This window comes from Pseudomonas sp. L-22-4S-12, from assembly GCF_009799935.1.
Lineage (GTDB): Bacteria > Pseudomonadota > Gammaproteobacteria > Pseudomonadales > Pseudomonadaceae > Aquipseudomonas.
Genome location: NZ_WELL01000001.1, coordinates 1,329,829 through 1,343,956 on the forward strand (window position 1 = coordinate 1,329,829; position 14,128 = coordinate 1,343,956).

Here is a 14,128-nt window from a genome sequence, read left to right on the forward strand (position 1 = left end):
TTGTGCGCGGCTACGTTGGGATTCGCCGCTGCGCGCCTCAACCCAACCTACGCTTGCACCGTCCAATCGGCCGTTAGCAGGTCCTGTCGGATATAGCGGTGAATGGAGGAAAAAGGCCAGTCGATCGGACGTTGCACGTAACCGTGCTTGACCGGGTTGTAGTGGATGTAATCGATGTGCCGCTGCAGGTCCTGTTCGTCGCGGATGCAGTGTTCCCAGTAGCGACGTTGCCAGATTCCGCGCTCGCGCTTGAGGTGGCGTGACAGGCTAACGCTTTCGCCAGCAGCGATCTGGCGGCTGAATGCTGGCTTGATCAGGGCCCAGCGGGTTGGGTAATTGAGGTCGCCCTGCGGTAATTGCCAGATGCAATGCAGATGCTCGGGTAGCACCACCATCGCCAGGATCTCGAAGGGATGGTTGGCGCGCACGGTGCGCATGGCCTGGCGCAGAGCCGTTATATGCTCGGTCAGCAGGCATTGAGAGCGGTCGGCCAGGGCCACCGTGAAGAAATAGGTGCCACCCGGCACCTTGGCACGCCGATAACGCATGTTCACCGTCCATGGTGAAAAGAAGACGTTTCTAGCGTAGACCAGTGCGCTGTGTTGGGCTTCGCCGCTGCGCGGCTCAACCCAACCTACGGGTTGGTTGAGCCCCATGACCGTAGGTTGCGGTTGAGCGCAGCGAAGCCCAACGAACGAGGCGTCAGAACAGAAAGTAGCGCTGCGCCAGCGGCAGCACTTCGGCCGGCTCGCACCACAGCAGCTGGCCGTCGGCCTTGACCTGATAGTTCTGCGGGTCGACCTTGATGTCCGGCAGGTAGTCGTTGTGGATCAGATCGCTCTTCTGCACCGTGCGGCAGCCTTTGACCACGCCGATCTGCTTCTGCAGACCGAGCTGCTGCGGCACCCCGGCATCGAAGGCGGCCTGGCTGATAAAGGTCAGGCTGGTGGCATGCAGCATGCCGGCGTAGCTGCCGAACATCGGCCGGTAGTGCACCGGTTGCGGGGTCGGGATCGAGGCGTTGGCGTCGCCCATCAGGCTGGCGGCGATGGCGCCACCCTTCAAAATAAGAGTCGGTTTTACCCCGAAGAACGCCGGGCGCCACAGCACCAGGTCGGCAAACTTGCCCACTTCGATGGAACCGACTTCGTGGCTGATGCCGTGGGTGATCGCCGGGTTGATGGTGTACTTGGCGATGTAGCGCTTCACGCGGAAATTGTCGTTGCCCGCGGCATCTTCGGGCAGAGCGCCGCGCTGCTGCTTCATCTTGTCGGCGGTCTGCCAGGTGCGGGTGATCACCTCGCCGACACGGCCCATGGCCTGGCTGTCGGAGCTGATCATGGAAAACGCGCCGAGGTCATGCAGGATGTCCTCGGCGGCGATGGTCTCGCGGCGGATGCGGCTTTCGGCGAAGGCGACGTCCTCGGCGATGCTCGGGTCGAGGTGGTGGCAGACCATCAGCATGTCCAGGTGTTCATCGATGGTGTTCTTGGTGAACGGCCGGGTCGGGTTGGTCGAGCTGGGCAGCACGTTGGGGAAGCCACAGGCCTTGATGATGTCCGGCGCATGGCCGCCGCCGGCGCCTTCGGTGTGGTAGGTGTGGATGGTGCGGCCCTTGAAGGCGCCCAGCGTAGTCTCGACGAAACCGGACTCGTTGAGGGTGTCGGTGTGGATGGCCACCTGGACATCGTACTGGTCTGCCACGCTCAGGCAGTTGTCGATCGCCGCCGGGGTGGTGCCCCAGTCTTCATGCAGCTTCAGACCGATGGCGCCGGCCTTGACCTGCTCGATCAAAGGCTCGGGCAGCGAGACGTTGCCCTTGCCGGTGAAGCCGATGTTCATCGGGAAGGCATCGGCGGCCTTGAGCATCATCGCCATGTGCCACGGCCCCGGGGTCACCGTGGTGGCGTAGGTGCCGGTGGCCGGGCCGGTGCCGCCACCGATCATGGTGGTGGTGCCGCTCATCAAGGCTTCTTCGATCTGCTGCGGGCAGATGAAGTGGATGTGGGTGTCGACGCCGCCGGCGGTGAGGATCATGCCTTCGCCGGCGATCACTTCCGTGGCACCGCCAATGGCGATGGTCACGTTCGGCTGGATGTCCGGGTTGCCGGCCTTGCCGATCGCGGCGATGCGCCCGCCTTTCAAGCCGACGTCGGCCTTGACGATGCCCCAGTGGTCGATGATCAGCGCATTGGTAATCACCGTGTCGACCACGTCAGTTGCGCACAGCTGGCTCTGGCCCATGCCATCGCGGATCACCTTGCCGCCGCCGAACTTCACTTCGTCGCCGTAGGTGGTGAAGTCCTTTTCCACCTCGATCCACAGCTGGGTGTCAGCCAGGCGCACCTTGTCACCGACGGTGGGGCCGAACATGTCGGCGTAGGCTTGGCGGGAAATCTTCATCACAGCGCTCCCATGATGCGGCCGGCAAAACCGTAGACGCGACGGTCACCGGCCAGCTCGACCAGCTCGACTTCGCGGGACTGGCCCGGTTCGAAGCGTACGGCGGTGCCGGCGGCGATATTCAGGCGCATGCCTCGGGTCGGAGCGCGGTCAAATGTCAGCGCATCGTTGGTCTCGAAGAAATGGAAGTGGGAGCCGACCTGGATCGGCCGGTCACCGCTGTTGGCCACCGTGATGCTCAGGGTGCGGCGGCCGGCGTTGAGTTCGATCTCGCCGTCCTGGATCTGGTATTCGCCGGGGATCATGGCGCGCTCCTCTCGGGGGTAAGGATCAGCTGCATAAAGGTCAGATCCAGCCAGCGCCCGAATTTGCGGCCGACCTGGGGCATCTGCCCGGTGATGGTGAAACCAAAGCGCTGATGCAGGCCGATGGAGGCGCTATTGCCGCTCTCGATGGCGGCGACCATCACATGCTTGCCGCCCGCCCGGGCGCGCTCGATCAGGGCGCCGAGCAGCAGCACACCGAGGCCACGGCCGCGCTGCTCGGCGCTCACGTACAGCGAGTTCTCCACGGTGTTGCAGAAGCCGTCGAAGGGCCGCCAGTCGCCATAGGCGGCATAGCCGAGCACGCTGTCCTCGGCATCCACCGCCACCAGCACCGGGTAGCCTTGCTGGCGGCGTGCGGCCAGCCAGGCCTGGCGGTTGGCCAGGTCAACGGTGGCGTCCATCCAGATCGCCGTGGTGCTCCGCACGGCGTCGTTGAATATGTCGCGGATGGCTTCCAGGTCGCTGTCGCGGGCGTCGCGAATTGAAATGCTCATGGGATCGGCTGATGCACGGTGACCAGCTTGGTGCCATCCGGGAAAGTGGCCTCGACCTGGATTTCCGGGATCATTTCCGGGATGCCTTCCATCACCTGCTCACGGCTCAGCAGGGTGGTGCCGAAGTGCATCAGCTCGGCCACGGTCTGGCCGTCGCGGGCACCTTCGAGTAGGGCGGCGCTGATATAGGCCATGGCTTCCGGGTAGTTGAGCTTGACCCCACGGGCCAGGCGCCGCTCGGCGACCAGGCCGGCGGTGAAGATCAACAGCTTGTCTTTCTCGCGGGGCGAAAGGTCCATCAGGTACTCCAGATACGAGGGGGCACGGCGGCGCGCCCGAGCAAGGCAGGGCGCAGCAGGCGCCAGAGTTCGATCAGCCAGGCGCGGGCATGCAGCGCCTCGCCGGCCAGGCAGCGGGCGACCAGCAGGCCCGGCAGCTGGCTGAGGTCGCCGCGCACCGGGCTGGGGAGGGTGCGGCAGCGTTCCAGCAGTTCGGCGGAGAGTTCGCCGCTGATCAGCAGGGTGGCGAACACCGGCTGGCCATCCAGGCCGATCGGCGAGTCGAGCAGGCCGTCGTCACCACTCATGCGCTGGCGCTCGTGCCAGAGCAACTGGCCGTCGCGGCGGATATCCAGGTGCGCCTGGAAATGCCCGCTGTCGAAGCGCTCGCCGGCAGCCGGGCGGCCGAGGGCGACCATGTCCCAGTAGCACAAACGGGCGTCGCCTTCGAGGTCGATGCGGGTGCTCAGCTCGGCCTGGGCGCCGGCGTAGACGATGGTTTCCTGCGGCAGCCATTCCAGGGTGGCGCCAGCGCCGACCTTGAGTTCCAGCTGCTGATAGGCCGGCCCGGCGGCGCGGTACCACTTGGCGGCGCCGGGGCTGGTCAGCTGGGCCCAGGCGTGCTCGCCGAGGCTGGCGCTGATGTGCAGGCGATCACCCCCAGCAATCCCGCCCGGTGGGTGGACGATGATGTGCTGGCACACCTCGGGGCCTTCGGCGTACAGGTGTTTCTGCACCCGCAGCGGGCCGAGGTGGCGGCGCTGCACGGGCCGCGTGGCATCGCCCTGGCGCGCATAGCCGAGCTCCAGCTCGGCATGCCAGCTGGGGGTGAACAGGTGGGCGGGAGCGTTCATAACGGGCAACCGAGTCCGTAGGTTAGGATGAGCTTGCGCAGCCCAACGTGTCGCCGGAAGGTCTGTTGGGCTTCGTCGCTGTGCTCCTCAACCCAACCTACGGGATGGCGGTTCAAATCGCCACCAGTCCGCGCACGCCATCGGCTTCCATCGTCTCGCCGCGGCCTTGCTGGACGATCTCGCCGCGACTCATCACCAGGTACTGGTCGGCCAGCTCGGCAGCGAAATCATAGAACTGCTCGACCAGCAGGATGGCCATGTCGCCGCGCTCGGCGAGCTTCTTGATCACCGCGCCGATCTCCTTGATCACCGAGGGCTGGATGCCTTCGGTGGGTTCGTCGAGGATCAGCAGGCGCGGCTTACTGGCCAGCGCGCGGCCGATAGCCAGCTGTTGCTGCTGGCCGCCGGAGAGGTCGCCGCCGCGGCGTTGCTTCATCTGCAGCAGCACCGGGAACAGCTCGTAGATGAAGGCCGGAACTTCCTTGGCCTGGCTGCCGGGGAAACGTGACAGGCCCATTAGCAGGTTTTCCTCCACCGTCAGGCGCGGGAAGATCTCACGGCCCTGTGGCACATAGGCGATGCCGGCGTGCACGCGCTGGTGTGGCTTGAACGCGGTGATCGACTTGCCTTCCCATTGCACGGCGCCTTCCTTGGATGGGATCAGGCCCATCAGGCATTTCAGCAAGGTGGTCTTGCCCACGCCGTTGCGGCCGAGCAGGCAGGTGACTTCGCCGACCTTGGCCTCGAAGGAGAGGCCGCGCAGGATGTGGCTGCCGCCGTAGTACTGGTGCAGTTGTTGGACTTGCAGCATGTCGATGTCCTTGTTTCTGTTCTTGTGGCTTGGCGCCGCCAGCCCTCTCCCTAACCCTCTCCCTTCTCTTCATAAACAAGAGTGGGAGAGGTGACTGGTGCGAGGCATAGGCTAAGCGCCGCGCTGCTTGTCTCCCCTCGCCCGCTTGCGGGAGAGGGGCCGGGGGAGAGGGTCAGCGTCCCAGATAAACCTCGATCACCCGCTCATCCGCCTGCACCTGGGCCAGCGAGCCTTCGGCCAGCACGCTGCCCTGATGCAGCACGGTGACGTGGTCGGCGATGGAGCCGACGAAGCCCATGTCGTGCTCGACCACCATCAGCGAGTGCTTGCGCGCCAGGGACTTGAACAGCTCGGCGGTGAATTCGGTCTCGGCGTCGGTCATGCCGGCCACCGGCTCGTCGAGCAGCAGCAATTGCGGGTCTTGGACCAGCAGCATGCCGATCTCGAGGAACTGCTTCTGGCCGTGGGACAGCAGCCCGGCCGGGCGCTGGCGCGAGCTTTCCAGCTTGATGGTGGCGAGGACTTCATCGATCCGCTCTTTCTGCGCGCCGGAGAGCTTGGCGCGCAGGCTGGCCCATACCGACTTGTTGGTCTTCAGTGCCAGTTCGAGGTTCTCGAATACGCTGAGGGCCTCGAATACCGTGGGCTTCTGGAACTTGCGGCCGATGCCGGACTGGGCGATCTCGACTTCGCTCATCTGCGTCAGGTCGAGGGTTTCGCCGAAGTAGGCGTGGCCATTGTCGGGGCGGGTCTTGCCGGTGATCACGTCCATCATGGTGGTCTTGCCGGCGCCGTTGGGGCCGATGATGCAGCGCAGTTCTCCGACGCCGATGTACAGGTTGAGGTCGGTCAGCGCCTTGAAACCGTCGAAACTGACGTTGATGCCTTCCAGGGTAAGGATGGTGCCGTGGCGCACATCCAGGCCCTTGGCCGCGGCGCTGCCGAGACCGACCGCTTCGCGGCTGGTGCCGGCATCGCTGTTGGGGTTGAACGCAGGTTCGAGCATGAACTCGGGTACCGGAGTGGCTCTCATTGCTCCTTCTCCTTGCGCAGCAGTCCTATGACTCCCTTGGGCAGAAACAGCGTGACGATAATGAACAGGAAGCCCAGGGCGAACAGCCAGTATTCGGGGAAGGCCACGGTGAACCAGCTCTTCATGCCGTTGACCAGGCCGGCGCCGAGCAGCGGGCCGATCAGCGTGCCGCGCCCGCCGAGGGCGACCCACACGGCGGCCTCGATGGAGTTGGTCGGCGACATTTCGCTGGGGTTGATGATGCCCACCTGTGGCACGTACAGCGCGCCGGCCAGGCCGCACAGTACGGCGGAGAGCACCCAGATGAACAGCTTGTAGCCGCGCGGGTCGTAGCCGCAGAACATCAGGCGGTTCTCCGCATCACGCAGGGCGGTGAGGACCCGGCCGAACTTGCTGCGCGCCAGGCGAAAGCCCAGCAGCAGGCTGCCGACCAGCAGCGCCACGGTGCAGAGGAACAGCACGGCGCGGGTGCTCGGCGCGGTGATGTCGAAGCCGAGCATGCTGCGGAAGTTGGTGAAGCCGTTGTTGCCGCCGAAACCGGTTTCGTTGCGGAAGAACAGCAGCATGCCGGCGAAGGTCAGCGCCTGGGTCATGATCGAGAAGTACACGCCCTTGATCCGCGAGCGGAAGGCGAAGAAGCCGAACACCAGGGCCAGCAGACCCGGCGCCAGCACCACCAGGCACAGCGCCCAGAGGAAGCTGGAGGTGCCGTACCAGTACCACGGCAGCTCGGTCCAGGAGAGGAACACCATGAATGCGGGCAGGCCGTCACCGGCGCTTTCGCGCATCAGGTACATGCCCATGGCGTAGCCGCCGAGGGCGAAGAACAGGCCGTGGCCGAGCGAGAGCAGGCCGGCATAGCCCCAGACCAGGTCCAGGGCCAGGGCGACCACGCAGTAGCAGAGAATCTTGCCGACCAGGGTCAGGCTGTAGGCCGAGACGTGCAGGGCATGGTCGGCCGGCAGCAGATGCAGCAGCGGCATGGCCAGCAGCAGAAGCAGGATCAGGCCGCCGACGGCCAGCGAGGTCTTCGGCCCGAGGGCATGGCTGGCACGAGCCAATAGGGTTTGATTCAGGGGCATAGTCATCAGTCGATCACCCGTCCTTTCAATGCGAAGAGTCCCTGCGGGCGTTTCTGAATAAACAGGATGATCAGCGCGAGGATCAGGATCTTGCCCAGCACGGCGCCGATCTGCGGTTCGAGGATCTTGTTCGCCACGCCCAGGCCGAAGGCGGCCAGCACACTACCGGCCAACTGGCCGACGCCGCCGAGCACCACCACCAGGAACGAGTCGATGATGTAGCTCTGACCCAGGTCCGGGCCGACGTTGCCGATCTGGCTGAGGGCCACGCCGCCGAGGCCGGCGATGCCCGAGCCGAGGCCGAAGGCGAGCATGTCCACGCGGCCGGTGGGCACGCCACAGCAGGCGGCCATGTTGCGGTTCTGCGTGACGGCGCGCACGTTGAGGCCTAGGCGGGTCTTGTTCAGCAGCAGCCAGGTCAGCAACACGACGAACAGGGCGAAGCCGATGATGACGATGCGGCTGTAGGGCAGCACCAGGTTGGGCAGCACCTGGATGCCGCCGGACAGCCATTCGGGGTTGGCCACCTCGACGTTCTGCGCGCCGAAGATCACCCGCACCAGCTGGATCAGGATCAGGCTGATGCCCCAGGTGGCCAGCAGGGTTTCCAGCGGGCGCCCGTAGAGATGGCGGATCACCGTGCGTTCCAGGGCCATGCCGATGGCGGCGGTGACGAAGAAGGCGATCGGCAGGGCGGCCAGCGGGTAGATGGCCAGGTAGCCGGGGGCGAGTTTCTGGAAGGCGATCTGCACCATGTAGGTGGTGTAGGCGCCGAGCATCAGCATCTCGCCGTGGGCCATGTTGATCACCCCGAGCAGGCCGAAGGTGATGGCCAGGCCGAGGGCAGCCAGCAGCAGGATGCTGCCCAGGCTCAGGCCGCTGAAGGCTTGGCCGAGTAGCTCGCCACCGAGCAGGCGGCGCTTGACCTGGGCCAGGCTGGTTTCCGCGGCGGTGCGCACGCCGGCGTCGCTCTCCACGCCATCGGCCAGCAGGCCTTCCAGGCGGGTGCGGGCCAGCGGCTCGCCGGTCTCGCCGAGCAGGCGCACGGCGCTCAGGCGGATCGCCGGGTCCGGGTCGACCAGTTGCAGGTTGGCCAGCGCCAGGGCCAGGGCGTCGCGCACGGCGGCGTCCTGTTCGCTGGCGACCCGGTCGTTGAGCAGGCCCAGCTGGGCCGGCTTGGCTTTCTTCTGCAGCTCCTGGGCGGCGGCCAGGCGCACGGCCGGCTCGCTGGCGAGCAACTGGTGGCTGGCCTGGGCGGTAGCCAGCAGGCCGCGCAGGCGGTTGTTCAGGCGCAGCTTCTTCGGTGTGCTGGCCGGCTCGGCCTGGCCTTCGGCGGCGACGAAGCGGCCAGCTTCCTCGATGAAGGGCACTTTGCCGCTGTCGTTGGCCAGGCGGCCGTTCTGCAGGGCATCGAGCAGCGACAGGCGGGCGGGGTCGGGCTGGGCGGCCCAGCTTTCCAGCAGCCTGGCCTGCTGGGCGGGATTGGCCGCGACGAAATCGGCGGCATCGCCGGCATGGGCGGTCAGTGGCAGGAGCAGGGCCAGTGACAGGACAATTCGGTAGAGGGCAGTGGGCATGGCAAGGTCCTTCTGGTCGGGAGCCGTGGCCCGGCGATAATCCGGGCGCGGTCCGGCCCGGATTGCCTCCGGGCTATGTGGCAGGCAGCGGCGGCCCTGCGCCTGAGCCGCCGCCCGCTGTTGTTCTGAGCGTTGCGGGCGCCGGCCAGGGCAGGGGCGTGCTGCTTAGTTGGACTTCACCGCATAGTCCGGCTTCTTGTCGTTGCCGGGGATGTACGGGCTCCACGGCTGGGCGCGCAGCGGGCCTTCGGTTTGCCAGACGATGGAGAACTGCCCGTCTTCCTGGACTTCGCCGATCATCACCGGCTTGTGCAGGTGGTGGTTGGTCTTGTCCATGGTCAGGGTGTAGCCGCTCGGCGCGGCGAAGGTCTGGCCGGCCAGGGCTTCACGCACCTTGTCGACATCGGTGGTGCCGGCTTTCTCGACGGCCTGGGCCCACATGTTGATGCCGACGTAGGTGGCTTCCATCGGGTCGTTGGTCACCGCCTTGTCGGCGCCCGGCAGGTTCTTGGCCTTGGCGTAGGCCTTCCACTTGTTGACGAACTCGGTGTTGACCGGGTTTTCCACCGACTGGAAGTAGTTCCAAGCCGCCAGTTGGCCGACCAGCGGCTTGGTGTCGATGCCGCGCAGTTCTTCCTCGCCGACCGAGAAGGCCACCACCGGGATGTCGGTGGCTTCGATGCCCTGGTTGGCCAGTTCCTTGTAGAACGGCACGTTGGAGTCGCCGTTGACGGTGGAGATCACTGCGGTTTTGCCGCCGGCGGAGAATTTCTTGATGTTGGCGACGATGGTTTGATAGTCGCTATGACCGAAGGGGGTGTAGACCTCTTCGATATCCTTGTCCTGCACGCCCTTGGAGTGCAGGAAGCTGCGCAGGATCTTGTTGGTGGTGCGCGGGTAGACGTAGTCGGTGCCGAGCAGGAAGTAGCGCTTGGCTGCGCCGCCGTCTTCGCTCATCAGGTATTCCACGGCCGGGATGGCCTGCTGGTTTGGCGCGGCGCCGGTGTAGAAGACGTTCGGCGACAGCTCTTCGCCTTCGTACTGCACCGGGTAGAACAGCAGGCCGTTGAGCTCCTCGAACACCGGCAGCACGGATTTGCGCGACACCGAGGTCCAGCAGCCGAAGACCACGTCGACCTTGTCCTGGGTCAGCAGCTGGCGGCCCTTCTCGGCGAACAGCGGCCAGTTGGAGGCCGGGTCGACCACCACGGCTTCCAGTTGCTTGCCATTGACGCCGCCCTTGGCGTTGATTTCGTCAATGGTCATCAGCGCCATGTCTTTCAGCGAGGTTTCGGAAATCGCCATGGTGCCGGACAGCGAGTGGAGGATGCCGACCTTGATGGTCTCGGCAGCCTGCAGGCTGTAGGGGAACAGGCCGCTGAGCAGCAGGGCACTGGCGGCGAGGGTGGATTTCAACAGAGGACGGCGTTTCATCTTGTTAGGGCTCCATGCGCAACGGTAGTTGGACCTCAGGGTCGCCAGTTCTTTGGCAGCATCCGTGCCAAGCCGCGCAAAGCCTTGTGCCAGCTGGCGTTCTGCACAGCGGGCTGTGCCGTGGGAGGGGGCGGCTGAGCGATCTTGGTGCGCGAATGCGCAGGTTCGGTCGGGCGCATCGCGGCATGCACTGCTTTGAGGCAGGTGGCTGCCGGGAGGGGCGGCGAATGCGCCGGCAGACTCGTCCGGGGGCCGGCGGGGCGGCGCTTGTCTGCCCGGCGCCGAGGCGCGCTGGCGGTGAGAGGGGGCTTGGTGCTTTACCTCGGCAGCGAGCCGGCGCCGGGACTCAGGGCAGCAGGTAGCCGCGCACGCCGGTGAAGATGATCTGCGCCGCCAGGGCGCAGACGAACAGGCCCATCAGGCGGCTGAGGATCTGCAGGCCCTTCTCGCCCAGGACCCGCTCGAAGCCGTGGGAGAGGAACAGCACGAAGCCGACGGTGAGGCTGGCCAGGGCGATGCCGGCCACGGCCAGCAGCTTGTCGTCCCAGTGCGGCTGGCTGACGCCCATCACCAGCAGGGCGCCGATGGTGCCGGGGCCGACCGTGAGCGGGATGGTCAGCGGCACGATGGTGACGTCCTGGTGGATGTTGTCGGTCTGCACCGCCGACTTGCCCTGGGCCATGCCCAGGGCGGAGATGAACAGCACGGAGCCGGCGCCGATGCGGAAGGCGTCGGCGGTGATGCCGAACACGTCGAAGATGCTCTGGCCGAACAGGTACAGCAGCACGCTGGCGATCAGGGTGCCGAGCGCCACCTTCCAGGCCAGCTTCTTGCGTTCGCGGTTGGTGTAGCCGGGGGTCAGGCCGATGAAACAGGACAGCACGAAGAACGGGCTGTAGAGGACCAGCATCTTCAGGTACAGGCTGAACAGCTCGGGCAGCATGGGGCGGACTCGTCAGAAGGCGGTTGGGGCAAGCATAGCGGCCGCGCCGCGGCGCAGCATGGGGGCGGGGTCAGCCGGGCAGGGCGGCATGCTGGCGGCGTTCGCGCTCGGCCACCCAGTGGGCGATTAGTTCGCGCAGTTGCGACATCTCCACCGGCTTGGCCATGTGCCCGTCCATGCCGACCAGGCGCGCGCGCTCCTTGTGCTCGGTGAGGATGTGCGCGGTCAGCGCCACCACCGGCGTGCGGCTGCGCTGTTCGCGCTGTTCCCAGGCGCGCAGCTGCTCGGTGGCGGAGAAGCCGTCGAGCACCGGCATTTCGCAGTCCATCAGCACCAGGTCGTACTGCTGCGCCTGCATGGCGCGCAGGGCTTCTTCGCCGTTGCTGGCGGTGTCCGGCTTCAGGTTGAGCTTGCTCAACATGCCGCGGATGACCTTGGTGGAGATGCTGTTGTCTTCGGCGACGAGGATGCGGAAGTCTTCCGGAACCTTCAGCGCTGGGCCTTCGCCGGCATGCGGCAGGGGCACGCTGAAGCCGCTCTGGCGCTGGGCCAGTTCGTCGGCCAGGGTGGTCTTGAGGGTGTAGCCGGCCACCGGCTTGGCCAGGATGCGCTTGATCCCGGCGTTGCGCGCGATGATCTTGCTCGGCGCATGGCTGATGCCGGTGAGCATGATCAGCAGGATGTCGTGGTTGAGGTTGGGGTCTTCCTTGATCTTGGCCGCCAGCTGCATGCCGGTCATGCCGGGCATTTCCTGGTCGAGCAGCACCGCGTCGAAGAACTCGCGCATATGCGCCTTGGTCCGCAGCAGGGCCAGGGCCTCCTTACCGGAGGCCACGCTGCTGACCTGCAGGCCCCAGGCGGCGCATTGCTGCACCAGCACCTTGCGACAGGTCTCGTTATCGTCGACCACCAGCAGGCGTGCGCCCTGCAGCGGGCCGTCGAGGTCGGCGGTGGGTTGTTCCAGGCGCTCGGCGTCCAGCGGCAGGGTCAGCCACAGGGTGCTGCCCTGGTTGTCGCCGCTCTGGATGCCGAACTCGCCGCCCATCAGGCGCACCAGCTGGCGGGCGATGATCAGGCCGAGGCGGCCGCCGAGCTTGCTGGTGCTGAGGAAGTCGGCGCTGTGCAGTTCGGTGTTGAGCAGGGCGTCGCGCTCGCCGGCCTCCAGGGCGCGGCCGCTGTCCTGCACGGCGATGCGCAGGCGCGGCGCCGGGCTTTCGCTGTCCAGGGCCACCACCAGGAGGATCTCGCCTTCGCTGGTCTGGCGGAAGGCGTTGTCCAGCAGGCTGAGCAGGGCCTGGCGCAGGCGGGTCGGGTCGCCGCTGATGACCCGCGGCGCCTGCGGCTGGACGAAGCTGATCAGCTCGACCTTCTGCTGCTCGGCCTTGGCGCGGAAGATGTCCAGGCAGTCGTCGATCAGCGCGTTGAGGTCGAACTGCACGTCGTCCAGCTCGATCTGCCCGGACTCCAGCTTGGAGATGTCGAGGATCTCGTTGATCAGGGTCAGCAGCTCGTTGCCGGAGCTGTGGATGGTCTGCACGTAGTCGCGCTGCTTGGCCGACAGCGGGGTGCCGAGCAGCAGTTCGGTCATGCCCAGCACGCCATTCATCGGCGTACGGATCTCATGGCTGATCTTGGCGAGGAATTCGGCTTTGGCTTTCAGCTCGGCGCTGCTGGCCGCTTCGCTGGTACGTTGGAACAGGGTGTCGTTCTGGATCTGCCGCTGTCGCTCGGCCAGGGCGATGCTGAGCGTCAGCCCGCAGAGCATGGCCACGCTGAACAGGCTGAGCACCAGCCAGCCCGGGTTGAGCTGGTCGAAGCCGAACAGCACCGGGATCAGCACGGCGAAGCCGAGGTTGAAGACCAGCAGGCCGGCGACGATCAGGCGCGCCGGCTGGTAGCCCGCGCGCCAGTGGATGAAGGCGATCACCGGCACGGTCAGGGCGGTCATGATCACCAGGCCATAGACCAGCCAGCTGTGCCAGAACAGGCCGGTGAAGGCGATCATCGCCGCGGCCAGGCCGATCACCAGGAACTCGGCGTGCAACACATGGCGCAGCCGGCTGTGTTCGGCCGGGGTGGCGTGGAAGAAGCGCAGGGTGAAGCCCAGGACGCAGAGCCCGGCGGCCAGGGCCGAGAGGTCGGCGATCAGCGACTGGTTGTAGCTCTGCTCCGGCAGCCACACCGCCAGCAGGCCGATGTTGCAGGTGGCGCACAGGGCCAGGGCCAGGTGCATGCCGGCCAGCCACAGGTTGCTGGTCGTCGGCGAATAGGCCATGCGCAGCAGGTTGAACAGGGCCAGCAGGAGCAGGCCGCCGAGCAGGGCACCGAACAGGTAGGCGGGTTTTTCCTGGGTGACCAGTTCGGCCTCGTTGATCGCCTTGAACCACATCATCAGGGCGTGGTTGGAGGTCATGCGGATATAGGCTTCGCGCGTCTGGCCATCGTTGGGCTGGCTGAACAGGTAGGCGCGCGACGGCAGCGGGCGGCTGTTCTGCGACAGGGCTTCGCCGGTCTGCAGCTGCTGCTCCAGCTGGCCATCGCGCAGCAGGTAGTAGTCCAGGTGCTGCACGCGCGGGGCGAACAGCCACAGCCAGTGCGGCGCCTGGTAGGCCGGGGTCTTGATATGCAGCCAGATGGCGTGGCGCGAGGCCGGGAAGGTGATGGCGCGCCGATCCAGCGGCTGGAAACGGGCGGACTGGTCCTTGATCTGCTCGAAGCTGAGTTCGGCCGTCTTATCGAGCAGGATGGACCAGCTTTCCTGCGTGGCCGGGCGCGTGGCGGCTTCACCTTCCGCCAGTGCCGGGGGCAGGCAGAACAGGGTCAGCAACAGGCTGACGATGAGTCCGGTGGCGATCCTGAGCCGTCGCACGGGCGAGGTCCCTTCAATGGTGAA

General features: G+C 66.2%; 13 protein-coding genes. All 13 read right to left on the reverse strand.

What is annotated here, in order from left to right:
• Positions 1-47: 47 nt before the first annotated feature.
• A complete protein-coding gene (locus F3I16_RS06030) occupies positions 48-548 on the reverse strand; it encodes a transposase (protein WP_160492920.1) in 501 nt (166 codons plus the stop codon).
• A gap of 154 nt (positions 549-702) precedes the next feature.
• A complete protein-coding gene (gene ureC / locus F3I16_RS06035; protein ID WP_160492790.1) occupies positions 703-2,403 on the reverse strand; it encodes an urease subunit alpha in 1,701 nt (566 codons plus the stop codon).
• Positions 2,403-2,708, reverse strand: coding sequence for an urease subunit beta (locus tag F3I16_RS06040; RefSeq protein WP_160492791.1), 306 nt, complete (start codon positions 2,706-2,708; stop codon positions 2,403-2,405). The genes ureC and F3I16_RS06040 overlap by 1 nt, the downstream gene beginning before the upstream one ends.
• Complete coding sequence (locus F3I16_RS06045) at positions 2,705-3,223, reverse strand: GNAT family N-acetyltransferase (RefSeq protein ID WP_160492792.1); 519 nt, start codon at positions 3,221-3,223, stop codon at positions 2,705-2,707. The genes F3I16_RS06040 and F3I16_RS06045 overlap by 4 nt, the downstream gene beginning before the upstream one ends.
• Complete coding sequence (gene ureA / locus F3I16_RS06050; protein WP_160492793.1) at positions 3,220-3,522, reverse strand: urease subunit gamma; 303 nt, start codon at positions 3,520-3,522, stop codon at positions 3,220-3,222. The genes F3I16_RS06045 and ureA overlap by 4 nt, the downstream gene beginning before the upstream one ends.
• Positions 3,522-4,355, reverse strand: coding sequence for an urease accessory protein UreD (locus tag F3I16_RS06055; protein ID WP_160492794.1), 834 nt, complete (start codon positions 4,353-4,355; stop codon positions 3,522-3,524). Before F3I16_RS06055 ends, ureA begins: the two co-directional genes overlap by 1 nt.
• 112 nt (positions 4,356-4,467) lie before the next feature.
• Positions 4,468-5,166 (reverse strand): urea ABC transporter ATP-binding subunit UrtE, encoded by a 699-nt coding sequence (gene urtE, locus F3I16_RS06060; protein WP_160492795.1) that lies wholly within the window; start codon positions 5,164-5,166, stop codon positions 4,468-4,470.
• Between the two features lie 172 nt (positions 5,167-5,338).
• Positions 5,339-6,199 carry an urea ABC transporter ATP-binding protein UrtD gene (gene urtD / locus F3I16_RS06065; protein ID WP_160492796.1) on the reverse strand — a complete coding sequence of 287 codons (861 nt, stop codon included), beginning with the start codon at positions 6,197-6,199 and terminating at the stop codon, positions 5,339-5,341.
• Positions 6,196-7,287, reverse strand: a complete 1,092-nt coding sequence (gene urtC / locus F3I16_RS06070) for an urea ABC transporter permease subunit UrtC (RefSeq protein WP_160492797.1) — start codon at positions 7,285-7,287, stop codon at positions 6,196-6,198. Before urtC ends, urtD begins: the two co-directional genes overlap by 4 nt.
• Positions 7,287-8,858 (reverse strand): urea ABC transporter permease subunit UrtB, encoded by a 1,572-nt coding sequence (gene urtB / locus F3I16_RS06075; RefSeq protein WP_160492798.1) that lies wholly within the window; start codon positions 8,856-8,858, stop codon positions 7,287-7,289. Before urtB ends, urtC begins: the two co-directional genes overlap by 1 nt.
• 165 nt (positions 8,859-9,023) lie before the next feature.
• Positions 9,024-10,292, reverse strand: coding sequence for an urea ABC transporter substrate-binding protein (gene urtA / locus F3I16_RS06080; protein WP_160492799.1), 1,269 nt, complete (start codon positions 10,290-10,292; stop codon positions 9,024-9,026).
• A 346-nt stretch (positions 10,293-10,638) separates the two neighbouring features.
• Positions 10,639-11,235: a MarC family protein gene (locus F3I16_RS06085; protein ID WP_160492800.1), complete on the reverse strand. Its 597-nt coding sequence runs from the start codon at positions 11,233-11,235 to the stop codon at positions 10,639-10,641.
• A gap of 70 nt (positions 11,236-11,305) precedes the next feature.
• Entirely contained in the window at positions 11,306-14,104 is a 2,799-nt protein-coding gene (locus tag F3I16_RS06090; protein ID WP_160492801.1) for a hybrid sensor histidine kinase/response regulator, read from the reverse strand.
• Positions 14,105-14,128: the final 24 nt, after the last annotated feature.